The 24,453-nt window shown below is 60.6% G+C and carries 22 protein-coding genes and 2 pseudogenes; 18 read left to right on the plus strand and 6 right to left on the minus strand.

Going from position 1 to position 24,453, the window contains the following annotated elements; genetic code table 11:
- Positions 1 to 13: 13 nt before the first annotated feature.
- The 3 genes from B7L09_RS02345 (at position 14) to B7L09_RS02355 (ending at position 2,153) form a co-directional block, all read left to right on the plus strand.
- Positions 14 to 577, plus strand: coding sequence for a TetR/AcrR family transcriptional regulator (locus tag B7L09_RS02345; protein ID WP_094467551.1), 564 nt, complete (start codon positions 14 to 16; stop codon positions 575 to 577).
- A gap of 56 nt (positions 578 to 633) precedes the next feature.
- The gene (locus B7L09_RS02350) at positions 634 to 1,110 is read left to right on the plus strand and encodes a nuclear transport factor 2 family protein (protein WP_094467552.1); all 477 of its coding nucleotides are present in this window, start codon (positions 634 to 636) and stop codon (positions 1,108 to 1,110) included.
- 263 nt (positions 1,111 to 1,373) lie between these two features.
- Positions 1,374 to 2,153, plus strand: a complete 780-nt coding sequence (locus B7L09_RS02355) for a TSUP family transporter (RefSeq protein ID WP_094467553.1) — start codon at positions 1,374 to 1,376, stop codon at positions 2,151 to 2,153.
- Here the strand turns inward: B7L09_RS02355 and nudC are convergent.
- The 3 genes from nudC to B7L09_RS02370 all read right to left on the minus strand — a co-directional run bounded on the left by nudC (position 2,121) and on the right by B7L09_RS02370 (position 4,733).
- Positions 2,121 to 2,951 (minus strand): NAD(+) diphosphatase, encoded by an 831-nt coding sequence (nudC, locus tag B7L09_RS02360; RefSeq protein WP_094467554.1) that lies wholly within the window; start codon positions 2,949 to 2,951, stop codon positions 2,121 to 2,123. The two genes, B7L09_RS02355 and nudC, sit on opposite strands and share 33 nt — an antisense overlap.
- 6 nt (positions 2,952 to 2,957) lie before the next feature.
- A complete protein-coding gene (locus B7L09_RS02365) occupies positions 2,958 to 3,770 on the minus strand; it encodes a crotonase/enoyl-CoA hydratase family protein (RefSeq protein ID WP_094467555.1) in 813 nt (270 codons plus the stop codon).
- Positions 3,771 to 3,959: 189 nt separating this feature from the next.
- Positions 3,960 to 4,733 (minus strand): class I SAM-dependent methyltransferase, encoded by a 774-nt coding sequence (locus B7L09_RS02370; protein WP_094467556.1) that lies wholly within the window; start codon positions 4,731 to 4,733, stop codon positions 3,960 to 3,962.
- Between the two features lie 194 nt (positions 4,734 to 4,927).
- Between B7L09_RS02370 and B7L09_RS02375 the strand changes: the two genes are divergently transcribed.
- The 4 genes from B7L09_RS02375 (at position 4,928) to pncA (ending at position 7,454) form a co-directional block, all read left to right on the plus strand.
- Positions 4,928 to 5,458, plus strand: a complete 531-nt coding sequence (locus B7L09_RS02375) for a tetratricopeptide repeat protein (RefSeq protein WP_094467557.1) — start codon at positions 4,928 to 4,930, stop codon at positions 5,456 to 5,458.
- Between the two features lie 66 nt (positions 5,459 to 5,524).
- Positions 5,525 to 6,010 (plus strand): RNA polymerase sigma factor, encoded by a 486-nt coding sequence (locus B7L09_RS02380; protein ID WP_255141626.1) that lies wholly within the window; start codon positions 5,525 to 5,527, stop codon positions 6,008 to 6,010.
- Positions 6,007 to 6,774: an anti-sigma factor family protein gene (locus tag B7L09_RS02385; protein ID WP_094467559.1), complete on the plus strand. Its 768-nt coding sequence runs from the start codon at positions 6,007 to 6,009 to the stop codon at positions 6,772 to 6,774. Before B7L09_RS02380 ends, B7L09_RS02385 begins: the two co-directional genes overlap by 4 nt.
- 50 nt (positions 6,775 to 6,824) lie before the next feature.
- Positions 6,825 to 7,454, plus strand: coding sequence for a bifunctional nicotinamidase/pyrazinamidase (gene pncA / locus B7L09_RS02390; protein WP_094467560.1), 630 nt, complete (start codon positions 6,825 to 6,827; stop codon positions 7,452 to 7,454).
- 141 nt (positions 7,455 to 7,595) lie between these two features.
- Here the strand turns inward: pncA and B7L09_RS02395 are convergent, their stop codons facing one another.
- The 3 genes from B7L09_RS02395 to B7L09_RS02405 all read right to left on the minus strand — a co-directional run bounded on the left by B7L09_RS02395 (position 7,596) and on the right by B7L09_RS02405 (position 12,049).
- Positions 7,596 to 9,740, minus strand: a complete 2,145-nt coding sequence (locus B7L09_RS02395; protein ID WP_141213418.1) for a hypothetical protein — start codon at positions 9,738 to 9,740, stop codon at positions 7,596 to 7,598.
- A gap of 302 nt (positions 9,741 to 10,042) precedes the next feature.
- Positions 10,043 to 11,344 carry an ATP-binding protein gene (locus tag B7L09_RS02400; RefSeq protein WP_094467561.1) on the minus strand — a complete coding sequence of 434 codons (1,302 nt, stop codon included), beginning with the start codon at positions 11,342 to 11,344 and terminating at the stop codon, positions 10,043 to 10,045.
- Positions 11,345 to 11,347: 3 nt separating this feature from the next.
- Positions 11,348 to 12,049, minus strand: coding sequence for a response regulator (locus tag B7L09_RS02405; RefSeq protein ID WP_094467562.1), 702 nt, complete (start codon positions 12,047 to 12,049; stop codon positions 11,348 to 11,350).
- A gap of 293 nt (positions 12,050 to 12,342) precedes the next feature.
- Here B7L09_RS02405 and B7L09_RS02410 point away from each other — a divergent pair, with 293 nt between their 5' ends.
- The 11 genes and pseudogenes from B7L09_RS02410 to B7L09_RS02455 all read left to right on the plus strand — a co-directional run bounded on the left by B7L09_RS02410 (position 12,343) and on the right by B7L09_RS02455 (position 24,378).
- Positions 12,343 to 13,500, plus strand: a complete 1,158-nt coding sequence (locus B7L09_RS02410) for an efflux RND transporter periplasmic adaptor subunit (RefSeq protein ID WP_094467563.1) — start codon at positions 12,343 to 12,345, stop codon at positions 13,498 to 13,500.
- Positions 13,501 to 13,514: 14 nt separating this feature from the next.
- Positions 13,515 to 16,613, plus strand: a complete 3,099-nt coding sequence (locus B7L09_RS02415) for a multidrug efflux RND transporter permease subunit (RefSeq protein ID WP_094467564.1) — start codon at positions 13,515 to 13,517, stop codon at positions 16,611 to 16,613.
- 89 nt (positions 16,614 to 16,702) lie between these two features.
- Positions 16,703 to 17,344, plus strand: coding sequence for a DUF1345 domain-containing protein (locus tag B7L09_RS02420; RefSeq protein ID WP_094467565.1), 642 nt, complete (start codon positions 16,703 to 16,705; stop codon positions 17,342 to 17,344).
- A gap of 76 nt (positions 17,345 to 17,420) precedes the next feature.
- A pseudogene (locus tag B7L09_RS31150) lies at positions 17,421 to 17,519 on the plus strand (AraC family transcriptional regulator); the annotation flags it as partial.
- Between the two features lie 104 nt (positions 17,520 to 17,623).
- Positions 17,624 to 18,259, plus strand: a pseudogene (locus tag B7L09_RS02425) (AraC family transcriptional regulator); the annotation flags it as partial.
- A gap of 52 nt (positions 18,260 to 18,311) precedes the next feature.
- Positions 18,312 to 18,875, plus strand: a complete 564-nt coding sequence (locus B7L09_RS02430) for a LysE family translocator (protein ID WP_094467566.1) — start codon at positions 18,312 to 18,314, stop codon at positions 18,873 to 18,875.
- 173 nt (positions 18,876 to 19,048) lie between these two features.
- The gene (locus tag B7L09_RS02435; RefSeq protein WP_094467567.1) at positions 19,049 to 20,074 is read left to right on the plus strand and encodes a LacI family DNA-binding transcriptional regulator; all 1,026 of its coding nucleotides are present in this window, start codon (positions 19,049 to 19,051) and stop codon (positions 20,072 to 20,074) included.
- A gap of 143 nt (positions 20,075 to 20,217) precedes the next feature.
- Positions 20,218 to 21,000 carry a sugar phosphate isomerase/epimerase family protein gene (locus B7L09_RS02440; RefSeq protein ID WP_094467568.1) on the plus strand — a complete coding sequence of 261 codons (783 nt, stop codon included), beginning with the start codon at positions 20,218 to 20,220 and terminating at the stop codon, positions 20,998 to 21,000.
- Positions 20,993 to 21,985 (plus strand): sugar kinase, encoded by a 993-nt coding sequence (locus B7L09_RS02445; protein ID WP_094467569.1) that lies wholly within the window; start codon positions 20,993 to 20,995, stop codon positions 21,983 to 21,985. The genes B7L09_RS02440 and B7L09_RS02445 overlap by 8 nt, the downstream gene beginning before the upstream one ends.
- Before the next feature lie 91 nt (positions 21,986 to 22,076).
- Positions 22,077 to 23,375: an MFS transporter gene (locus tag B7L09_RS02450; RefSeq protein ID WP_094467570.1), complete on the plus strand. Its 1,299-nt coding sequence runs from the start codon at positions 22,077 to 22,079 to the stop codon at positions 23,373 to 23,375.
- Positions 23,376 to 23,397: 22 nt separating this feature from the next.
- Positions 23,398 to 24,378, plus strand: a complete 981-nt coding sequence (locus tag B7L09_RS02455; protein WP_094467571.1) for a 2-hydroxyacid dehydrogenase — start codon at positions 23,398 to 23,400, stop codon at positions 24,376 to 24,378.
- Positions 24,379 to 24,453 lie beyond the last annotated feature (75 nt).

Genomic DNA, 24,453 nt, shown 5'->3' on the forward strand with positions numbered 1-24,453 from the left:
TACTGTTCGCCACATGAACGAACTTACCAGCAACGACACACGCGACATCATTCTGGATGTCACCGAAAAGTTGATCTACAAAAGTGGCATCGCCGCCACCGGAATGGATCTTCTGGTGAAAACCGCCGGCGTTTCCAGAAAAAGTATCTACCGCTACTTCGCCAACAAGGAGGAGCTGACCGTCGCCGCCCTGCAACGCCGCGACGTGCGCTGGATGAAGTGGTACCGAAGTGAAGTCGACCAGGCTGAAACCCCGGCCGACCGCCTGCTCAACCTGTTTACCGTGCTCAAGGCCTGGTTCGCCTCTGAAGGCTTCCGGGGCTGCGCGTTCATCAATACCAGCGGTGAAACCGGCGACCCGCTAGACCCGGTTCGCCTGGTTGCCAAAGACCATAAACAGAAGCTGCTCGACTACGTGCGCGAGCTCTGCACCGAACATGGCGCTACCGACCCGGAGATGCTGGCCAAACAGCTGCTGATCCTGATTGACGGCGCCATTACCGTAGCGCTTGTGATGGGTGATCACAGTGCCGCCGATAATGCGCAATGCATGGCGCGAAAGTTATTGGACCTGTAACACTTGAACCAAGCCTGACAACTTGCTGGAACTTTAACTTGAAAGGGAGACTATAAATGTCTAACGCCGAAGTTCGTCCGCCATTGCCGCCGTTTACCCGTGANTCCGCCATCGAGAAAGTCCGCCTGGCCGAAGACGGCTGGAATTCCCGGGACCCGCAGCGGGTGTCGCTGGCTTATACGCCGGACACGCAGTGGCGNAACCGCGCCGAGTTCGCCTACAACCGCGAAGAAGCCAAAGGTTTCCTGACCCGCAAATGGGCCAAGGAGCTGGACTATCGGCTGATCAAGGAGTTGTGGGCGTTTACCGGCAACCGCATCGCCGTGCGTTATGCCTATGAGTGGCACGACGACTCCGGCAACTGGTTCCGGTCCTATGGCAATGAGAACTGGGAATTCGACGAGAACGGCTTGATGGCGAATCGTTTTGCCTGCATCAACGACCTGCCTATCAAGGAAAACGAGCGCAAGTTCCACTGGCCGCTGGGTCGCCGCCCGGATGATCACCCGAGCCTGTCCGATCTAGGCTTGTAAACACATATCCCACTGTAGGAGCCGGCTTGCTGGCGATAGCGGTCATCCAGTCGACATCATCGTTTACTGACAAACCGCTTCGCCAGCAAGCCGGCTCCTACAGGGATTTTGTGGTGTTGGACCGCAGCCAAAGTGATGTGTTGTCAGGGATGACGCCTGCTCGCGATGAGGTCAGACGGCTCGCCGCAATGTTTGGATCTAGGTAAGATATCGGCCCTTCCCCGCAGCCCCTTTGCTGCACCCCGCCGAATAAGCCGATTTCCATGCCTTTCGAACTCAGCGTTGACCTGACCACCCTCGCCATTCTCGCCGTCGTTGCCTTTATCGCCGGTTTCATCGACGCCATCGCCGGCGGCGGCGGCCTGCTCACCACGCCGGCCCTGCTGACCGCCGGCNTGCCGCCGCACCTGGTGCTGGGCACCAACAAGCTGAGTTCGACCTTCGGCTCCGCCACCGCCAGTTTTACCTTCTACCGCCGCAAGCTGTTCCATCCCCGGCAGTGGGTGCACGCCATCGTCGGTACGCTGGTCGGTGCGCTGACCGGTGCCGTGGTCGCCCACTACCTGCCCGCCGAAACCCTGAACAAAATGCTCCCGGTAATCGTGTTCGGTTGCGGTGTGTACCTGNTGTTCGGCGGCACTCCAAAAGCGCCGCTGGACAGCGATGCGCCGATCAAGAAGAAGTGGCAATCGACCCAAGGCTTCGGCCTGGGCTTCTACGATGGCGTGGCCGGGCCCGGCACCGGCGCGTTCTGGACGGTGAGCACGATGCTGCTGCACCCGATCGACCTGGTCAAAGCCAGCGGCGTGGCGCGCAGCATGAACTTCGTCAGCAACGCGGCGGCGCTGTCGGTGTTCATCTTCAACGGTTCGGTGGACTGGATCATCGGCCTGAGCATGGGGCTGTCGGTGATGGTCGGCGCATTCTTCGGGGCTCGCACCGCCATCAGCGGCGGCGCGAAGTTCATTCGCCCGGTGTTCATCACCGTGGTGCTCGGCCTGACCGTGCGCCTAGCCTGGCAGCACTGGTTCAGCGTGGCCTAAGCGCCGAGCCAGGTAGAGGTCGATCAGGTAGCGCGCAATCGAGCGTGACGCCGGCAACGGCGGCAGGTCGTGGATGTTGAACCACTGCGCGTCTTCGATCTCGTCTTCCTGACAGACAATCTCGCCACCGGCGTACTCGGCGTGAAAACCGAGCATCATCGAATGCGGGAACGGCCAGCACTGGCTGCCCATGTACTGGATATTCTTGACCTCCACCTGCACTTCTTCGCGTACTTCGCGAATCAGGCAGTCTTCAGCGGATTCACCCGGCTCGGCAAACCCCGCCAACGTGCTGTAGACCCCGGTCACGAAGCGTGGCGAACGGGCCAACAGCACCTCATCGCCCCGGGTCACCAGCACAATCATGCTCGGCGAGATGCGCGGGTAATAACGCAAATCACACGGTTCGCAGTACATCGCTCGCTCACGGGGAACTTGCGTCGCCGCCTGCCCGCAATTTCCACAAAAGCGATGCTCGCGGTACCAGGTGCCGATCTGTGCGGCATAACCGAGCACCTTGTACACCGTGTGATCGCCGTCGAGCATGAACGCCCGCAGGCCTTTCCAGTTGCAGCCCGGCACTTCGCTGTGGCTACGCAGTTCCAGCAGATAGACCGGTTCGCCATCCAGGTGACCGATGCCATGTTCGGCCAGGATCGACAGGTCCTGGCGCTTGAGCCATTCCCTGGGAAACAGCGGGCCGTTGGTGTCATACAGAAAGCCTTCGGGGCTGCGAGCCACGGCCCAGCCGCCGGGTTGATCGGTGTCCAGTACAGCGGTGGTCCAGCGTGAAGTCATTTTTAATCAGTCCAGAAATTCGGGTTTCTGTTTGCTCATGTGGGCGGCCATGGCCACGCGCAAATCGTTGGATTGCANCATAGCCGAGTTCCAGGTGGCAACGTATTCCAAACCATCATTGACCGTGTGGTCGCGCATGTAGCTGATCATCGCTTTGGTGCCGGTGACCGCAATCGGCGACTTGCTGGCGATTTCCCGGGCAATGCCCATCACCCCGTCCAACAGGCTGGCATTGTCGCTGTAAACGCGATTGACCAGACCGATGTTGCGCGCTTCCTCGGCGCCAAAGGTGCGACCAGTGTAAGCCAGTTCACGCAACATACCGTCGCCGACAATGCGCGGCAGGCGTTGCAAGGTGCCGACGTCAGCGGCCATGCCGATGTCGATTTCCTTGATGGAAAATTGCGCATCCTCGGCGGCGTAGCGCATGTCGCAGGCGGCAATCAGGTCGATGGCGCCGCCCAGGCAATAGCCCTGAATCGCCGCCAGCACCGGCTTGCGGCAGTTATCGACGGCGTTGAAGGACGCTTGCAGTTCCAGGATCTTGCGGCGCAGCAGGCGTGCATTGCGGCCTACGTCCTTGCCGAACTCGTTGGCCACCGAGGCAAGCATCATCAAGTCGATGCCCGAGGAAAAATGCTTGCCGGCGCCGCTGAGCACCACGGCGCGGACGGCGTCGGTGTCTTCGACCCATTGGAAGATGTCGATGATTTCGGTCCAGAACGCCGCGTTCATCGCATTGATCTTTTCCGGGCGGTTGATCTGCACATGGGCNATTTTATCGGCCAGTTCGACGGTGAACGCGGTGTACTGAGACATGGCAGTGATCCTTTTACCGGGCAAAAATGAGGACCGGACTATAACAAGGCATTGCGTGGGGGAGTAAGGCAGTGGTTCGGCCAAAAGCGGGACTGGCTTCAGAATCCCGTGGGTCTGGGCTGGCCNNNGACTGGCTTCAGAATCCCGTGGGTCTGGGCTGGCCTACTCGCGATGGGCCGCACCGCCGATCTAACTGCCCTTCACCGCCACAAACGCCACGGTTTCATAAGGCACGGTCACCACATCCTTGCCGCGCAGCTCAGGCTCCGCGGCAATCAACGCCCGCATCTGTTCATCGACCTTTTGCCGCTGCTCCTCGGGCAACGCCGCAATAAAACTGGTCGAGCGCACGCGATTGAAGATCACATCCTCCGGCGCGCCCGTGTGCCCATGGCTGAAATGCCGGACCTGCAACGGCCTGAACGCCGGATGAGGAAAGGCCTGACGCCAGGCTCCCGTGTAGTAGCGCGGCGTATCGCCTTCCAGCGCGTTGACGATCGCATCCAGTTTCGGCACCCAACTCACTTTGGTATCGCGCAGGTTCCACACCAGGCCCAGCTTGCCGCCGGGCTTGAGGACCCGGGCGATTTCGGTCAGCGCTTCGGTGCTGGCAAACCAGTGAAAGGCTTGGGCGCAGACCACCACGTCCACTGAAGCATCCGGCAGTGGCAAATCCGTGGCGGTGCCGCTCACCGCCAACACATCGGGGAACGCGTCGGACAACCTCTCAAGCATCTGCGGCACCGGTTCCACGGCAATCACCTGCGCGCCGGTCGCGACCAGGCGCCCGGTGAATTTACCGGTGCCCGCGCCCAGATCGATCACGGTTTTGTCCGCGTTCAATCCCAGGGTATCGCTCAGCCACTCGGCCACTTGCGGCGGATAGTCCGGGCGGCCGCGAACGTAGGCGTCGGCCCCCGATTTGTAGCCCGCTGCGGCAGAATGATGGACCTGATCTTTCATGGCAGTGCTCCCGATCGACAACGAATGCTGTCGAGCATAGCGCCTCGATTTGCGCTTTCCCCGCCAAAGAAATGAATAATTGTTCACCCTGCGGTGTTCTCCAATCAACGCCCCATGAGAATTGCCCTTGAGGCCGCCGCATGCTGCCGGGGCGTGGTTTACACTGAATCGAATCAACTCGCCGAGCATTTTCCATGACTATCCGTTTTGCTCTTTTCACCACCCCGCTGTTGCTCGCCGTTGCGTTGTCCGGTTCACTGGCCCTGGCCAATGGCGAAGATGACGCCCCGGCCAAACCCAACTGCCCCAAAGGCCAGGTGTTCGACACCAAGTCGCAGAAGTGCGTCATGCAGACCAGCAGCCTGGTCCCGGACGCCGACCGCACCGATTACGCCTACCGCCTGGCCAAGGACGGTCGCTACGAAGAAGCCCTGGCCCTGCTCGATACGCTCAAGAATCCGAACACGGCCAAGGCCCTGAACTACCGCGGCTATGCCACGCGTAAACTGGGGCGTACCGACGAAGGCATCGGTTATTACCTGCAATCGGTCAAACTCGACCCGCAGTATGCGCAAGTGCGTGAATACCTCGGCGAGGCTTACGTGATCAAAGGTCGGCTGGACCTGGCGCAAGAGCAATTGCAGCAGATCAAATCGATCTGTGGCAGCACGTGTGAGGAATATCAGGACCTGGCCGAAGCCATCAACGATTCATCGAAAACCTGACACACCGGACAGACGGAGGTCGCCATCGCCAGCGATCAGGCAATACGAACAGAACTGGGCCAGCATTTGGCGCGTTTATGGCGTTACGGCCTGTTGCTGTCCCGGCAACGGCATGTGGCCGAAGACCTGGTGCAAGCCACCTGCGTTCGGGCACTTGAACGTGCCGGGCAGTTTGTCCCTGGCACTCGCATGGACCGCTGGTTGTTGAGCATTCTGCATTCGATCTGGCTCAACGAAGTGCGCTCCCGACGGGTGCGCCAGGGTCAGGGCCTGGTCGATGCCGATAGCCAGTTGTCGTTTGACGGAGAATCCGTGGCGCAGACCCATGTGCTCGCCGCCCAGGTCATCCGCCGCGTCGACGCACTGCCCGAGGCCCAGCGTGAAACGGTGTACCTGGCATACGTTGAAGGCCTGTCGTATCGCGAAGTCGCCGAGGTGCTGCAAGTGCCCATCGGCACCGTCATGAGCCGCCTCGCCGCCGCACGGGTGAAACTGGCCGAATATCCGCCACTGCACACAGTGCCGAACCCTTTCACGGGAGAACGTCGATGAACGAGCGCGCGATACCTTCGGACGAGCAACTGGTGGCGTACCTCGACGATCAGCTCGACGCCGACCAGCGCACCCGCATCGACGCAGCCGTCGCCGAAGACTCGACACTCAACTTGCGCCTGCAATGGCTGGCCCGCAGCAGCCTGCCGTTCAAGGAAGCCTACGACGAACTGGCCCAACAAGCGCCCGTCGACCGCTTGCAATCGATGCTCGACACCCTGCCTTCGCCCGAACGCCCTGCCATGAATCGACGCTGGTTCCTCGCCGCTGCGGCGAGCCTGGTGGTGAGCGGCGTGGTGGCGGATCGATTGTTCCTTGCCTGGCAATTGAGCCAGGAAAAGAGCAACTGGCGGGGCCTGGTCGCCGACTATATGTCGCTGTACGTGCCGCAAACCCTGGAACATTTGCCCGAAGATGAAGCCTCACAACGGGCGCAACTGCGAACAATCGACGCGCGCCTGGGCCTGAGCCTGACGCCTGCGCAACTGGCCCTGCCACGGTCCGAATTGAAGCGCGCGCAGATCCTCGAATACGACGGCATGCCGATCGCGCAGATTACTTATCTGGACCCGGCACATGGTCCGATTGCCTTGTGCGCCAAGCGCTCCAACAGTGGCAGCCGGCATTTCGCCCATGAAATTCGACACAGGATGAATGTGGTGTATTGGGCAGACATGGAACATGCGTGGATGCTGATCGGGCATAACCCGGCAGCGGAACTGGAAGGCATGGCGAAGTTGTTGCGAAGTCGACTTAGCGTGTGAGCGAAGTTGTCCTATGCTTGGCGTCTGTTTTTCCAAGGAGGAACCTACCCATGCCAAACCCTTCTCGCACAGCCTTGCTGGTCATCGACGTACAGAACGACTTCATCCCCGGCGGCCAACTGCCGGTGCCTGAGGGCGACCTGATCGTGCCCTTGATCAACCGCCTCGGTGGCCAGTTCAAACAGGTCATCATCGCCCAGGACTGGCACCCGCCCGGCCACGCCTCGTTTGCTTCAAGCCATCCCGGCCGCAAGCCTTACGAGGTCATCGAGCTGCCTTACGGCCCGCAAATACTGTGGCCGGATCATTGTGTTCGAGCGACAGACGGGGCCGGGTTGCACAAGGATCTGGACCTGCCCCACGCACAACTGATCATCCGCAAAGGCTGTAACCCGGACATCGACAGTTATTCGGCGTTTCTGGAAGCGGATCGCACGACCACCACCGGGCTGGCCGGCTATCTGAAAGAACGTGGCATCGACACCGTTTACCTGGTCGGACTGGCACTGGATTTCTGCGTGATGTTCTCGGCGCTGGATGCGCGGGCGGCGGGGTTCAATGCGTTTGTGGTAATGGATGCGTGCCGCGCGATTGATCTGGACGGCTCGCTGGCGGCGGCGATCGAGCGGATGCAAGTGGCAGGGGTCGGGTTGATTCCCTCCACCGAAGTGCCAGGCTAACCCCCTTGTAACAGCTGCCGAGCAGCGCGAGGCTGCGAAGCAGTCGTAAAACCAGGCAGCCGGTTCTATCAGGAAAACCGCGTACACAGGATTTGCGCGCTCACTCACCGATAACCAAGTCTGTTCCGTTTCGGCCCCACACTAATCAGCCACTCTGAAATTATCGAGTGAGAACCAGTCCGGCGTAGGGCAGTGAAAATCCAGCCGAGCGATACCCGGTGCATCAAACGAAACATTCACCGGACCACCGTATGATGTCCCCAGTTTCTGTGTGCCCAGCAAGGCTCCAGCGGCGGTGTAATACGACACGGTGCTGTTGTCGTAATTGGAGCTGACGTGCCAGAAACTGATCCGTGAGTAACTGTTCTTGAGTTTCAATTCCACGTTCACCGCCGCTGCGCCAAACGCTTCGCGACCGATGCTCAGCACCTGGTTTTCTACCTGTCCGGGAAACGATTCGCCAATTTCAGTGCGGGGGGTGACGGCAACCTCGCCTTCTCCCGACTTGAACGTGATCCGCATGCTGGACAGATCAATGACACCGCCGTGCCGCACCGTTTGGGTGGGCGCACCGTCAAAGTCCTCCAGAGGCTGAGCGGGCAGGTTCAATACTGTCAGTTCCTGCGTGGCAAACACCACGGCAGCGCTTTCATCGTCCTTGCCGTCGAACCCCACTTTCAACACCATTTGCAGCTGGCTTCCGGGCTTGAACTTCAGCAGCAGATCCCGTGGCACCGTGTTGTCCAGCCCGCCTATCTCAACATTCGTGACAGGTGCGCCCTGAGCGATAGGGATGACGTACTCGTTGCCATTTACATCAACACCGTGCAGGCGAAACCAACGCAATTGCCCAAGTCCTATCCCGGGCCATGGCGCGCATTGCGCCTGCACTGGGCCCGCAAACGAGCCGAGATCCAGCACCTTATTGCCGAGGGCTTGAGGGATCGACGGCTTTGGCAGGCGCGGATCCTTGTCATTTATTCGATTGATCGTCACATCCAGTGAATCACTGGCTTGCGCCGCAGTATCGCGGAGCAACGCCCAGGACAGGCTCATGACCGCACCATGATTGGCCATCAACATCTGTGGCTTGAGCAGAAAGTTCGCCCGATGGTTTTTGTTGAAGGCTATGGCGGCGAACGTCGGCGAGCCAAGACCGGGTGTACCTTCGGCCAACAGTCGGGCCTGATCACCGGGAACATCGTCAAGAAATTCCACACGAGCGGTCACGCCATCAACAAAGTCCAGTGGGTCCAGTGGAGTGCCCGCCCCCACCAGCGTTGGCGGTTGCAGCAAGGAGACAGCCTTGCCTTTGACGTCGACCTTCAACGCAATGGAACGATCAAGCCTATTGCCCTGACTCATGCGGGTGTAACTGAACACGGCAGTCCCGCCCGCAACTCGGGCGAATCGATCGTATGGAACGGACAGCGAATACATGAAAGGGACATTCTTGATTGTTTCAATGAGCGTCAACACGTCTTCCGGTTCCGATCCGTCGGTGCTGCGGAAGCGGCAAGTGAGGTGGATTTCGTCGTCTTTCAACCAACCGCGCGGCACGTAAACCTGTGCCGTGGCCGGTTTGCCCGCGAGTTTTTCAAGCTCGATGGTATCGGGATCGTCTTCGGCATCGGCGGGGTCTTCACTGACGATCGGTGGGTCATACCACGTGCCCTTCAGGTTGACGTACAGATACAGACTGGCCGAGTACGGGCTGTTGACATCCGGCCCGTTACCTACGCGATCGATCACTGTGTAATTGATGCGAAAACGCGGATTATCGCCAGCCGCAACAAATGTCGCTTCGTCGACCGTCATCTCAAGCCAACCCTGATCGACTTCAGGCTGGGTCACCGTGTGGTTGAGCACAATGGAATTGCAATCGAGCCGAATCTGGTCAAACGTCCTCATCAACGGATAGGACAGCGTGACGATAACGCCTTCGCTCGCCCGCTCAGGGTCCACGCCTTGATCCAGCACTTCTGACTCGACTTCAATCGATAGCTCCGAATGACCTTCCTCGCCAGGAAACTGATCCACGAGGCCGGGGCGCTGCGCATGGAATAACACTTGCAACGGCGCCGAAGCGTCGATCTCGGTGCCTGCGCGATCAAGCAAGCAATCGAGCGTATTGAGCCCGTCCGTCCAGTGCCGGGTCTGCACGTAAACAGTCGCACGCGTGTCTTCTTCACCCGCCATCACGGGGAATGAGGCCACCGTTGCGCCGTTGAGCTGCAGCTTGAAGGTGTCACCGGCTTGTGCGAGGGACGAAGGCTCGATGAACACTTTGACCCCTTCCGGATACAGGTAAGTCAACGCCAGTGGAAGCCCGGCGTCGGCGCCGTCCGGCCCCGGAATCGGTTCTTTCATTCCCGGAATGAGGGGTTTGTCGAGGGTGAATGTGGTCATCGTATTCATGGGAAAGTCCCTGTAGGCCGGGCTGCGATGGCTGGATAGAAAAGAGCACGTCCTTTTTATTCAACACCGCCCGGCCGATGACCGCTACTGTCAGATCTGACAGGTACAGTCGAGCGCGACCCTGGCTCGAACGAAGCCTCGCAGGCTCGACAGCTGCTACATCGCGTGCGTCAGGCGGCGGTAGGCAGCCACAAACGAAAACGCGCACCACCCAATGGCGAAGGCTCCACCGTCAGCGTCCCACCCTGCGCTTCCAGCGCCCGACGACTGATCGCCAGCCCCAGACCAAACCCGCCCGTGGCCCGATCCCGGCTACGATCCAGCCGATAGAACGGTTCAAAGATCCGCTCGCGCTCATCGTCGGGAATGCCGATGCCGTCGTCATCGACCCAGATTTCGCAGCCTTTCGGACAGACCTTTACGCCAATCTGAATGCGCTTTTCGCAATAGCGCATGGCGTTGCGCAGCAGGTTTTGAATGGCACGAGCCGTCAGTCGCGGGTCCAGCACGAAGCGCTCGAGTTGCCCATGCAGCAGCACGTCGATCACGATGTCCGGCGACTCCAGTTCTTCATCGACACTGCCCAGAATGCTGTCGATAAACTCGTCCAGCGACACTTCGACCTGTTCCGGCAGCCGCGCCGGGTTTTGCAGTCGGCTGTAGGACAGCAACTCCAGGACCAATTCATCCAGTTCCCGTATGTGCGCGACCAGCCCCAGCAGCCGCTCGCGACTGGCCTGGGGCAAGTCTTCCGACAGGGCCAGGGCCAGGCCGAAGTCCAGGCGCGTCAGCGGTGTGCGCAGTTCGTGGGAGACCGCATTGAGCAGGTCACGCTGCTGGTTGAGCAGGCGCTCGATATCGTCGGCCATGGTGTCAAACACCGTGGCCAGGCTGCCGATGTTGGAGTGTGGGGAAATCTGCGTGCGCTCGCCGAGGTGACCTTTGCCGAAACGTTCGGCGGTGCCTTTGAGGCGCTCCAGGTCCCGCCAGTGCGGGCGTAGCCACAGCAACAGGCAGGCGAGCATCGTCGCGCCGATCAGGACGTTGATGCTCCAGTACAACAGGCTGACGTCCATCGGGTCCGGCGGCACGACCATTTCGACAACGCTCTGCGGGTTCAGCGGCGCCACGGCGAGTGTGCGCCAGCCCCAGTCGCCGATGCGCACGACGTTCTCGCCACGCTGTAATCGCTGGCGTTCGTCGAGGGTGAAATCGGGGTCGTCATGGCGGGTGAGGACGATGCGCAGCGGGGCGAATTCCTTGTCCATCTCGCTCGCCAGCGCCGGCCACTGCGCTTCGGGCACAGCGTGGAACTGTTTGACGATGAGGGTTTGCAGCCCGCGCGAATAATCGAGGTTATAGGTGACGAACCGTTCATGGAAAACCTTGATGACCAAGTCCGGCACCAGGTAAATCGCCGCGCTGAACGAGACGATGGTCACCAGGTANAGGCGTAGCAGCGCACGAAACATGGATCAGCATTCCCACTCGGAACGGCTGAACAAGTAACCCTTGCCCCACACGGTCTTGATCTTGCGCGCTTCGCCGGCATGGTCGTCGAACTTACGGCGCAGCTTGGAAATGGCCACGTCCACCGAGCGGTCGGTACCGTTGAACTCGATACCGCGCAGGCGTTGCAGAATCTGGTCGCGGCTGAGCACTTCACCGGCATGCCGGGCCAGCACCACCAGCAGGTTGTATTCACCGCTGGACAGCTCCACCGCTTGCTCGCGCCACGTCACCGTGCGTTCGGACAGGTCGATACACAGGTTGCCCATGATGATCTGGTCGTTGGCAACCTGGGGGTCGGACAGGCTGCTGCGGCGCAACAAGGTGCGCACTCGCGCCAGCAATACGCGCGGCTCGCAGGGCTTGGTGACATAGTCGTCAGCGCCCATTTCCAGGCCCAGCACCTGATCGTGGCTGTCGTCTCGCGCGGTGAGCATCAGGATCGGCAAGCCCGCCGAGTCGGCACGCAGCAAGCGACACACCTGCAGGCCGTCAAGCCCCGGCAACATCAGGTCGAGGATCACCAGGTCCGGCGGGTTAAGGCGTGCGCGCTCGCGCACGTGGTCGCCACGGCTGATGACACTGACTGAATAGCCATTGCGTTCCAGGTAGCTGGCAATCAGTTCGGAGAGCGCGGTGTCGTCTTCGACCAGGAGGATGTTGGGCATGGGTGTTTCCAGAAAGTGCAGTGGCGCCCGGTCAGGCCTCATCGCGGTCAAGCCCGCTCCCACAGTGTTCGGTGGTGTTCACAAAGTCTGTGCTCACACCAAATCTCTGTGGGAGCGGGCTTGCCCGCGATGGCGGCCTGTCAGGCGCAAAAAGTTTCAAGCGGCCAAGGATATACGCCCCCGCACGCCCGTGAGCAAAACCCTTACACAATTTCACACAGCACCAACAAAGCTTCACCGCTACTCTCCTCGCCTCCCCGTAGGATGCGGGCAGTCATTATTGGGGTAATTACATGTCAAAGAACCTGCTTGCCAAGCTCAGCCTGATGGCGCTGGCGTTGACGCTGAGCGCTTGTGACAAGTCCTCGAACGCTGAAGAACAGGCGCCTCTGGCCACGGTTCGTGTCGAAACCGTCGAAGCCCGGCCCCTGTCGATCACCAGCGAACTGAGCGGGCGGATTGCCGCGCCACGGATTGCCGAAGTCCGCGCCCGGGTCGCCGGCGTCGTGTTGCAACGCACCTTTCGCGAAGGCAGCGACGTCAAAAAAGGCGATGTGCTGTTCCGAATTGACCCGGCACCCTTCAAGGCTGACCTCGACAGTGCCGAAGCCGCGCTGCGCAAGGCTGACGCCAACGCGTTCCAGGCCAGATTGCAGGAGCAGCGTTATGCCCAGTTGATCGAAGGCAATGCCATCAGCGGCCAGGATTACGACAACGCCCGGGCCAGTGCCCGGCAAACCGCCGCCGATGTCGCCGCCAGCAAAGCCGCTGTGGACCGGGCGAAGCTGAACCTGGGCTACGCCACCGTCACTGCGCCGATCTCCGGCCGAATCGGCCGCGCGCTGGTGACCGAGGGTGCACTGGTGGGCCAGAACGAAGCCACGCCACTGGCGATCATCCAGCAACTGGACCCGATTCACGCTGACCTGACCCAGTCGACCCGCGAGCTGAATGACCTGCGCCGCGCCTTCCGTGCCGGCAGCTTGAAGCAGGTCGGCCAGGACCAGGCCAAGGCCACGCTGATCCAGGACGACGGCAGCCTGTACCCGCTGCCGGGCAAATTGCTGTTTGCCGAGATCAGCGTCGACCCGGGCACCGGGCAGATCATCCTGCGCAGCGAGTTCCCCAACCCGGACCTCGACCTGCTGCCCGGCAGTTTTGTGCGCGTGCGCCTGGAACAAGCGGTTGATAAGCAAGGCATCAGCGTGCCGCAACGCGCCATTACGCGTGACAGCGCCGGTATTGCCCAGGTGTTGGTGATTGACGCCGAACAGCGCATCGGCCAGCAAACGGTAGAACTGGGCGCGGTACAGAACGATCGCTGGATCGTCACCGGCGGCCTCAAACCCGGCGACCGCATCGTCACCGAAGGCCTGCAACACGCCAAGCCCGGTGAGAAAGTCCAGATCGACAACACCCCTCTTCCACTTGCCCAGGTTTCTGGTCAGTAAGCAGGACGCTTTTTATGCCGCAGTTCTTTATCGATCGCCCGGTGTTCGCCTGGGTGGTTGCCCTGTTCATCTTGCTGGCCGGCGCATTGGCCATTCCTCAGTTGCCGGTGGCGCAATACCCTGACGTCGCACCGCCGCAGATCGAAATCTACGCCGTTTACCCNGGCGCTTCGGCCCAGACCCTGGATGAAAGCGTAGTCAGCCTGATTGAGCAGGAGCTCAACGGCGCCGATCACCTGCTGTATTTCGAATCCCAGAGCAGCCTGGGTTCGGCCACGATCACCGCCACCTTCCAGCCGGGCACCAACCCGGAAATGGCCCAGGTTGATGTGCAAAACCGCCTTAAAGCGGTAGAGCCGCGCTTGCCGCAAGCGGTGACCCAGCAAGGCTTGCAGGTGGAAAAGGTTTCCGCTGGCTTCCTGCTGCTGGTCACCCTGACCTCCAACGACGGCAAGCTCGATGACGTCGCGCTCAGCGATTACCTGGCACGCAACGTGATGAACGAGCTCAAGCGCCTGGACGGTGTGGGCAAAGCCCAGCTGTATGGCGCCGAGCGCGCCATGCGTATCTGGATCGACCCGCAGAAGTTGATTGGCTTCAACCTCACCCCGGCCGACGTGAACGCTGCAATCAGCGCGCAGAACGCCCAGGTCTCGGCGGGCAGCATCGGCGATTTGCCGACGCGCTCTACCCAGGAAATCACCGCGACCATTCTGGTGAAAGGCCAATTGTCGACGCCGGAAGAATTCGCCGACATCGTCCTCAAGGCCAACCCCGACGGTTCCACCGTGCGCATCAAGGACGTGGCGCGGGTGGAGATCGGCAGCCAGGAATACCAGTTCTCCACACGCCTGAANGGCAAGCCTTCCACCGCCGTCAGCGTGCAGTTGGCGCCGGGCGCCAATGCGCTGAGCACCGCGACCCTGGTGCGAGCGAAGATGGATGAACTGGCGCGCTACTTCCCGGCGAACGTGGAATACAAGATTCCTTACGACACCTCGCCGTTCGTTAAAGTCTCGATCACCAAAGTGGTTTACACCCTTGNCGAGGCGATGGCGCTGGTGTTTGCGGTGATGTACCTGTTCCTGCAGAACGTGCGCTATACCTTGATCCCGACGCTGGTGGTGCCCATTGCACTGATGGGCACCTTCGCCACCATGTTGTTGCTGGGCTTCTCGATCAACGTGCTGACCATGTTCGGCATGGTGCTGGCGATCGGCATCCTGGTGGACGATGCGATTGTGGTAGTGGAGAACGTCGAGCGGATCATGGCCANCGAGGGCCTGTCGCCCAAAGAGGCGACGCGCAAGGCAATGAAGCAGATCACCGGGGCGATCATCGGCATCACCCTGGTGNTGGTCGCGGTGTTTCTGCCAATGGCGTTCATGCCGGGTTCGGTCGGGGTGATCTACCAGCAGTTCTCGCTGTCGATGGCAACCTCGATCCTGTTCTCGGCGTTCCTCGCCCTGACGTTGACCCCGGCCTTATGCGCTACCTTGCTTAAACCGATTGCCAAGGGCGAGCACCACGAAAAGAGCGGATTCTTTGGTTGGTTCAACCGTGGTTTCGATCGTTTGACCGAGCGTTATCAAGGTTGGGTGGCCTATGCACTGAAACGCACAGGCCGTTATCTGCTGATCTACGGCGTGCTGCTGATCGGTCTGGGCCTGTGTTTCAGTCGCCTGCCCTCCTCGTTCCTTCCGGTTGAGGATCAGGGCTACACCATCACCGACATTCAGCTACCGCCAGGTGCGAGCAAAAACCGCACGGTCCAGGTCGTGGAGCAGATTGAAGCGCACAACGCCACAGAACCGGGTGTCGGCGACAGCACGGTGATTCTCGGTTTCAGTTTTTCCGGCAGCGGACAAAACGCCGCACTCGCGTTTACCACGCTGAAGGATTGGTCGGATCGGGGCAGCGACGACTCGGCGAGTTCGATTGCCGACCGTGCCAACATTGCGCTGAGCCAGATAAAGGATGCGGTGGCCTTCTCGGTGCTGCCGCCGCCGGTNGACGGCCTTGGCACCTCCAGCGGTTTCGAGTTCCGCTTGCAGGACCGTGGCGGTGTCGGCCATGCCGCGTTGATGCAGGCACGTACCGAGTTGCTGGCGGCCGCCGAGAAAAGCCCGATCCTGGCCAACGTGCGCGAAAGCGCCCTGGCTGAAGCGCCGCAAGTGCAGTTGCAGGTTGACCGCAAGCAGGCCAACGCCCTTGGGGTCTCCTTCGCGGACGTGGGTAATGTGCTGTCCACGGCAGTCGGCTCGGCTTACATCAACGACTTCCCCAATCAGGGGCGGATGCAACGGGTGGTGGTTCAGGCTGAAGGCGATCAACGCAGTCAGGTGGACGATCTGCTGAAGATCCACGTGCGTAACGACGGCGGAAAAATGGTGCCGTTGTCGGCATTCGTCGAAGCCAAATGGACCCAGGGCCCTGCGCAGTTGACGCGTTACAACGGCTACCCGGCCATCGCCATTTCCGGCGAGCCGTCGCCTGGCCACAGCACCGGCGAAGCCATGGCGGAAATCGAGCGCCTGGTTGCGCTCGGCCCGGCAGGGTTGGGTCAGGAGTGGACAGGGTTGTCGTTGCAGGAACGTTTGTCCGGCAGTCAGGCACCGATNCTGTTGGGCCTGTCGCTGTTGATCGTGTTCCTGTGCCTGGCCGCGCTGTATGAAAGCTGGTCGATTCCAACGTCGGTATTGTTGGTGGTGCCGCTGGGTGTGCTCGGCGCCGTATTGGCGGTGAGCTTGCGCGGCATGCCTAACGATGTGTTCTTCAAGGTCGGCCTGATCACCATCATTGGCTTGTCGGCGAAGAACGCGATCCTGATCATCGAGTTCGCCAAGGACTTGTATGAGCANGGGCAAGACTTGATCGACGCCACGCTGCAAGCCGCGCGCCTGCGATTGCGGCCGATTGTGATGACGTCGCTGGCATTCATTCTTGGTGTCGTGCCGTTGGCGATTGCGACCGGGGCCAGTTCGGCGAGTCAGCAAGCCATCGGCACCGGGGTGATTGGCGGGATGATCACCGCGACGCTGGCGGTGGTGTTTGTGCCGGTGTTTTTTGTGGTGGTGATGAAGCTGGTCCGCAAGCGCCATAAAGACATCTGACCCACCGGGGGCGTGTTGTTTTCTCCAGTGTGGTCAGAACAGACCACACTGGACTAAGGTGTTTGCATACCCTGGTCCATCGAGCACCCATGCCCTTTCTCGCCCGCACCCACCCTCGTCTGTCCGCTGCCGCCACCCTTGGCGTCGCGGTGGGCATCCTGGCGCCCGCCGACACGATCATCAGCAAAATCCTCATTGGCTGGAATGTCGGGGTCTGGACCTACCTGATCCTGATGTTTTGGCTCGCCGCCCGCGCCAAGGCGCCGGACGTGAAACGCATTGCCGAGATCGAAGACGAAAACGCCGGGTTGGTGCTGTTCATGGTGTGCATCGCGGCGATTGCCAGCCTGGCGACCATCACGCTGAACCTGGNCGGCAGCAAGGACATGGAAACCACCCGCAAGCTCCTGCATTACGGCTTCACCGCACTAACGGTCATCGGTTCATGGCTGCTGATCGGGGTGATTTTCAGCGTGCATTACGCTCGTCTTTTCTACACCTGGGACGGCAAGGACCTGGCGTTGCGTTTCGCTGAAGGACTGGAAACGCCCAACTATTGGGACTTCCTGTACTTCTCGTTCACCATTGGCGTGGCGGTGCAGACGGCCGATGTAGGCGTTGCCACGCGGAGCATGCGCAAGATTGTGCTGGCGCAATCATTGATCGGTTTTTTGTTCAACACGGCGATTCTGGGGTTCTCGATCAATATTGCGGCAGGGTTGTTTAACTGATGGCTGCACAAACGTTCTAGTCATTGTTCCCGGCGTGCGCGTTAAATAAGTCGGCAATCGGTTTAACAGGTGCACCATGACCACTCACAACTGGATCGACCTGACCCAGCACGCCGACACCGGCATCGAGGCCCTACGCGCGCATTTCGAGGGCCACGCTTACGATCCGCATGGCTGAGTTTCGCCACCACCATGGCCAGCGACACCCGGCGGGCTCAGGCCACCAGTGTTGCCTTGGGGTTGGGCGAACCGCTGAATCAGACTTGAGTTTTGTATTTTTACGACATCCACGACGGAGAGGCGCCGACGGAGGATGGGTTCACCTACCGCATGTTGTATCTCGATCCACAGTGGCTGGAACGTGAGTTGAGCGCGCTGTTCGAAGACGCGCCGCTTAATAGTCAATTGAGTTTCGCCACCACCCTGGCCAGTGATACAAGGCTGGCTCACGCCATCAGCCTCGCCTTTGAAGCCTTGCACGGGGCGGAATTGAGAATCGTGCGCCAGAGCGCTCTTGACGGGTTACTGGAGCGCCTCACCACTCACTTGCACTGGCGCACCCGTTATGCGGAAGACCCGCGCCTGCCCCGGGTGGCGCAGAAGGCCCGGGAGTACCTGCATGCCAACGCCCGTTACGACATCGGTCTCGATCAATTAGCTGCGGCAACTGGCGTAGATCGATTCCGTTTGACCCGCGCGTTCAAGGCCGCTTATGGCATCGCACCCCATGCTTACCTCGTGCAATTACGCCTGGCCACCGCGCGTCGCCTGCTGGCCCGCGGAGAACTACCGGCCACAATCGCCATGGAATTGGGGTTTTCCGATCAAAGTCATCTGGGCCGCTGGTTTGTAAGAGCCTATGGCCTGACACCCGCGCTGTACCGCAAGCGCTGCTCAAATCTTCCAGACAGGTGATACGCCGATTGTGAAGATCGTCATCATCGATCTTCACCGGAGTTTGCCCACGATGCTGCCCTCTTTCCCGACGTTCCTGCCTTTCCTGCTGTTTGCTTTCGTGGCGTCGATCACGCCCGGCCCCACCAACATTCTGGTGCTGAGTAACAGCGCCCGATATGGACTTTCTGCCGCACTGCCGATCATTCTCGGTGCCTGTGCCAGCGCCGCCACCCTTGTTTTGGTGGTGGGTACCGGAGCTGGTTCGTCGCTGAGCGCGTTGCCCGCCGTGCAAACCGCCATGCAATGGATCGGAGTGATGTGGCTGAGTTACCTCGCGTGGCAGATTTTCAGCGCCCCGGCGCAATCCGTTGCCGCGCAGGAAACCAAGGCGCGACTTGGAGCGGTGGGCGCCGCCAGCTTGCAATTGATTAACCCGAAAACATGGATGATGGCCCTCGCCGTCGTCAGCGTCTTTGCCGGAACGGGTGAACATCGGCTGGTACAGGTGGTGTATCTGTCGCTGGCATTTTTCCTGATTTCCCTGCCTTGCCTCGGCGTATGGGCACTGCTCGGCGCAGGCTCCATGCGCTGGTTACGCTCGCCGCAGGCGATGCAACGTTTCAACCGAAATTAAGCGCCGAGTTCAGTGGTGTGGCTACTGTCAGATCTGACAGGTAAAGCTACCGTTCATCGGCTTTTTCCCCACGCACTGAGACTCCACTGGCTTGACGCATCCTCACGAATGGTGTCTTCTGAAACCGGTTTCATAACCAGCCTGCACAAACTCCAACAACAAGGTTGAAAACCGTGAACGACTTCTCCGCCGCCCAGCGCAGCCGCGTCACCATGCTTGACGTCGCCGAACACGCCGGCGTNTCCAAGGCCAGCGTCTCGCGCTTCATCGGCGATGACCGCGCCCTGCTCTCCGATGCCATTGCCTTGCGCATCGAGCAGGCGATTGCCCAACTCGGCTATCGCCCCAACCAGATGGCGCGGGGCTTGAAACGTGGGCGCACTCGCCTGATCGGCATGCTGGTGGCCGATATCCGCAACCCCTATTCCATTGCCGTGATGCACGGCGTCGAAACCGCCTGCCGTCAGCACGGCTACAGCCTGGTGGTGTGCAACACCGACCGCGATGACGAGCAGGAGCGCCAGCATCTGGCAGCATTGCGTTCGTACAACATCGAAGGGTTGATCGTGAACACCCTTGGCCATCACCTCGACCAGTTGCTNGAACTGCATCGGGAGATGCCGATGGTGCTGGTGGATCGCAAGGTCGAGCAGCTTGAAAGTGATCTGGTCGGGCTGGACAACCCGGCCGCTGTGGAAATGGCCATCGCCCACTTGCAGGAACGCGGCTATCGCGACGTGCTGATGGTGACCGAACCGTTTGACGGCACCAGTTCGCGGATTGAGCGGGTCAGTAGTTTCAAGGCACAGATCGGGCAGCGTCCGACGCTGGCCGGCACGGTGGTGGAAACCGGTAGCGAGCTGACTGCGCAGTTGAAAACCTTCCTGGACACCCCCGGCCCGGGTCCCAAAGCGTTGTTCTGTGCCAACGGCATTGCGGCGTTGGCCGCCACCCATGCGTTGCGTGAGTTGCAGTGCGATCTGTTCGAGGATGTCGGGCTGATCGCTTTGGATGATCTGGATTGGTATCCGCTGGTGGGCAGCGGGATAACGGCGCTTGCCCAGCCGACGGCAGAGATTGGCGCAAACGCGTTTGAGTGTTTACTCAAGCGGTTGCGCGGGGACGACGGCCCGGTGCGGACGATGGATTTTTCGGCGCGGTTGGTTGTGCGAGGGTCGACCCTGGGGGATTTGCGGTGAATCTGCGGGCATCTTCGCGATTCGGAATCTGCGGGCATCTTCGCGATTCGACTTGCCCGCGATGGGGCCTTCAAGAACACCCCATCACTCAAGCAGTCCTTTTTTTTGAACAAAAATGAAACCGGTTTCAGAGGTGCAAAACAATGAATAAACCACCCGTTTCCATCAGCCTGTCGAGCTACGGCGCCGATCTGGTCCGCCAACGCGGCCAAGGCAGTTTTATCGAGGTATTGGCCGCTGCCGGCGCCACACGAATTGAATGGCGCGAAGAGTTGCTGACCGATGAAAACCCGCTGCAACTGGCCGACGCCACCCAGGCACAAGGCCTGGAAAGCATCTATTCCTCGCCGATGGAACTGTGGCTGGCCGGTCAGTCGAAACCCAATCCTGAACTGCTCACCACCCTCCAGCGCGCTGAAACCTTCGGCGCCAAATGGCTGAAAGTTTCTTTGGGCTACTTCACTGACAACAACGATCTACAAACCTTGAGCCGGATCCTCGCGCAAAGCCCGGTGCAGCTGCTGGTGGAAAACGACCAGACCCTGCACGGCGGTCGTATCGAGCCGTTCCAACGCTTCTTCGGCGAGGTCGAGCAACACCGACTGCCGATCAAGATGACCTTCGACATCGGCAACTGGCAATGGCAGGACCAGTCCGCCATCAATGCTGCGCGGTTGCTCGGTCGGCATGTCGGCTACGTGCATTGCAAAGCCGTTGCGCGCCGGGCCGACGGCAAACTGGTCGCCATCCCGCCAGCGGCCAGCGATGTGCACCTGTGGGAACAACTGTTGCGCCACATGGCCCAAGGCGTTATGCGCGCGGCGGAATATCCGTTGCAAGGCGATGATCTGGTGCAACTGACCACCGACCACGTCGCCACCCTCGCCCGCCTCGGTCAATCCCGCCTGGAGAGTGCCCATGTCTGAGTTCGATATCCTCTCGTTCGGCGAAACCATGGCCATGTTCGTTGCCGAGCAGAACGGTGATCTGGCGGCCGTCAGCCAATTCCACAAGCACATTGCCGGAGCGGACAGCAACGTCGCGATCGGCCTGTCGCGGCTGGGGTTCAACGTGGCGTGGCTGAGCCGGGTCGGGGCTGATTCCCTCGGGCGGTTTGTCGTCGATACATTGGAAAAAGAAGGCCTGGATTGCAGCCATGTCGCCATCGACCCGGCGCATCCGACCGGGTTTCAGCTCAAGTCCCGTACCGACGATGGCAGCGATCCGGCGGTCGAGTATTTCCGTCGCGGTTCGGCGGCCAGTCATTTGTCGGTGCAGTCGATCTCCCCGTCGTTGCTCAACGCGCGACATTTGCACGCTACCGGCATTCCTCCGGCGCTGTCTGCGTCGGCCCGGGAAATGTCCTTCGAGTTGATGACCCGCATGCGTAATGCCGGGCGCAGCGTGTCATTCGACCCGAACCTGCGCCCGTCTCTGTGGGCCAGTGAGCAACTGATGATCCGCGAGATCAACCGCCTCGCCGCCCTCGCCCATTGGGTGTTGCCGGGGTTGAGTGAGGGCCGTTTGCTGACCGGATTTGAAGACCCGGAGGACATTGCGGCGTTTTATCTCGATCAAGGTGCAGAAGCGGTGGCAATCAAGCTCGGGCCGCATGGCGCGTACTACCGCACGCAACAGGATCAGGGGTTTGTCGCGGGTGTGCCGGTGGCAANNGTCGTGGACACCGTCGGCGCCGGTGATGGCTTTGCCGTCGGCATGATCAGCGCCTTGCTCGACAACCTCAGCTTCCCCGAGGCCGTACAGCGGGCCAACTGGATTGGCAGCCGTGCGGTGCAGAGTCGGGGGGATATGGAGGGGTTGCCGACCCGATCCGAGCTGTTCGCAGAGTTTGACGCCTCCAATCGCGAGCAGGCCCGCACAGNCCCGATCCGAGCTGTTCGCAGAGTTTGACGCCTCCAATCGCGAGCAGGCCCGCACAGTCACTGAAGATTTCTAACCCGTTACCTGCTGCGACAAAAACAACAAGCTCAGGAGCACCNCCATGGACACCTTGAAACTCGCCACCCGCCGCTGGTGGTACATCATGCCCATCGTGTTTATCACGTATAGCCTGGCGTACCTGGACCGCGCCAACTACGGCTTCGCCGCCGCCTCCGGGATGGCCGAAGACTTGATGATCACCCCCGGCATGTCNTCAATGCTCGGGGCGCTGTTTTTCCTCGGTTACTTTTTNTTTCAGGTACCCGGCGCGATCTATGCGCAGAAGCGCAGCGTTAAAAAACTGATTTTCGTCAGCCTGATCCTGTGGGGCGGCTTGGCCACCCTGACCGGCGTGGTGTCCAACGCCTATATGTTGATCGCGATTCGCTTCATGCTTGGGGTGGTGGAAGCGGCGGTGATGCCGGCGATGCTGGTCTACCTGTGCCACTGGTTTACCCGTGCCGAACGCTCGCGGGCCAACACGTTCCTGATCCTCGGCAACCCGGTGACCATGCTTTGGATGTCGGTGGTGTCGGGCTATCTGGTGCAGCATTTCAGTTGGCGCTGGATGTTTATCGTTGAAGGCCTGCCGGCGGTGATCTGGGCGTTTATCTGGTGGCGTCTGGCCGATGACCGTCCGGCCCAGGCCAAGTGGCTGACCGACCAAGAGAAGCACGACCTGGAAAGCGCCCTCGCCGCCGAACAGGTCGGTATCAAAGCAGTGAAGAACTACGCCGAAGCCTTCCGCTCGCCGAANGTGATCATCCTGGCCCTGCAGTTTTTCTGCTGGAGCATCGGCGTGTACGGCTTTGTGCTGTGGCTGCCGTCGATCCTCAAGGCCGGCGCGCAGATGGACATGATCGAAGCCGGCTGGCTCTCGGCGCTGCCTTACCTGGCAGCCGTCATCGGTATGCTCGCGGTGTCCTGGGGCTCGGACAAGCTGCAAAAACGTAAACGTTTTGTGTGGCCGCCGTTGCTGATTGCGTCCATCGCTTTCTACGCGTCCTACGCCCTGGGCGCCGAGCACTTCTGGTGGTCCTACACCCTGTTGGTGATCGCCGGGGCCTGCATGTATGCGCCTTATGGCCCGTTCTTCGCCATTGTCCCGGAGATCCTGCCGGCCAACGTTGCCGGTGGCGCCATGGCGCTGATCAACAGCATGGGCGCGCTCGGNTCGTTTGGCGGTTCCTATCTGGTGGGTTACCTCAATAGCAGCACCGGTTCGCCCGGCGCNTCTTACTTGCTGATGAGCGGCGCGTTGATGCTCTCGGTGGTGCTGACGATTTTCCTCAAGCCCGGCGCCAGTGACCGGGTTGTGGCCAAAGCCGCTGCACCACAGCCAGTGACGGCTCACCCTTGAATTTGAAGTTGAGATGATGACGATGAAAAAGCAGGTCGTGCTGTACAAGAAACTCTCGCCGCTGTTGATGGCTCGCCTGCATGAGCACACCGACGTGACACTGATCGACAACCTCAACCCGGAGGGCATCGAACAACTGCGCGCCGCCCTGCCCCGTGCCCATGGTCTACTCGGCGCCAGTCTGAAACTGGATGCACAATTACTGGACCTGGCGCCCGATCTTGAAGCCATCGCCAGTGTCTCGGTCGGTGTCGACAACTACGACATCGACTACCTGACCCAACGCGGCATTCTGCTCAGCAACACCCCGGACGTACTCACCGAAACCACGGCGGACACCGGCTTTGCGTTGATCCTGGCCACCGCCCGCCGCGTGGTNGAACTGGCGAACATGGTCCGTGCCGGTCAGTGGAACCGCAATATCGGCCCCTCGCATTTCGGCAGCGACGTGCACGGCAAGACCCTGGGCATCATCGGCATGGGGCGCATCGGCGAGGCGTTGGCCCAGCGCGGCCATTTCGGCTTTGGCATGCCGGTGATCTATCACAGCCACTCGCCGAAACCGGCGGTTGAACAACGCTTTGATGCTCAGTACCGCAGCCTGACTGAACTGTTGCAACAGGCCGATTTCATTTGCCTGACCTTGCCGCTCACGGCTGAAACCGAAGGGTTGATCGGCGCTGAGGAGTTTGCCTTGATGCGCCCCGAGAGCATTTTCATCAACATTTCCCGGGGTAAGGTGGTGGATGAAGCGGCGCTGATCGAGGCGTTGCGCACCGGGCAGATTCGNGCGGCGGGGCTGGATGTGTTTGAGCGTGAGCCGCTGAATCACGATTCGCCATTGTTGACGTTGAACAACGTGGTGGCCACGCCGCATATCGGTTCGGCGACNCACGAGACGCGCGAGGCGATGGCCGAATGTGCGGTGGAGAATCTGCTGATGGCGTTGGCTGGGGAACGGCCGAAGAATCTGGTGAATGTCGGGGTGTGGTCCAGGGCGTAAGGATTTCGGCGTCTGTTAGTCAGTCTTCGCGGGCAAGCCCGCTCCCACAGGGTTCTGTGAACACCGCAGATCNGG

It is taken from the genome of Pseudomonas mandelii (assembly GCF_002251635.1).
Classification (GTDB): Bacteria; Pseudomonadota; Gammaproteobacteria; order Pseudomonadales; family Pseudomonadaceae; genus Aquipseudomonas; species Aquipseudomonas mandelii_B.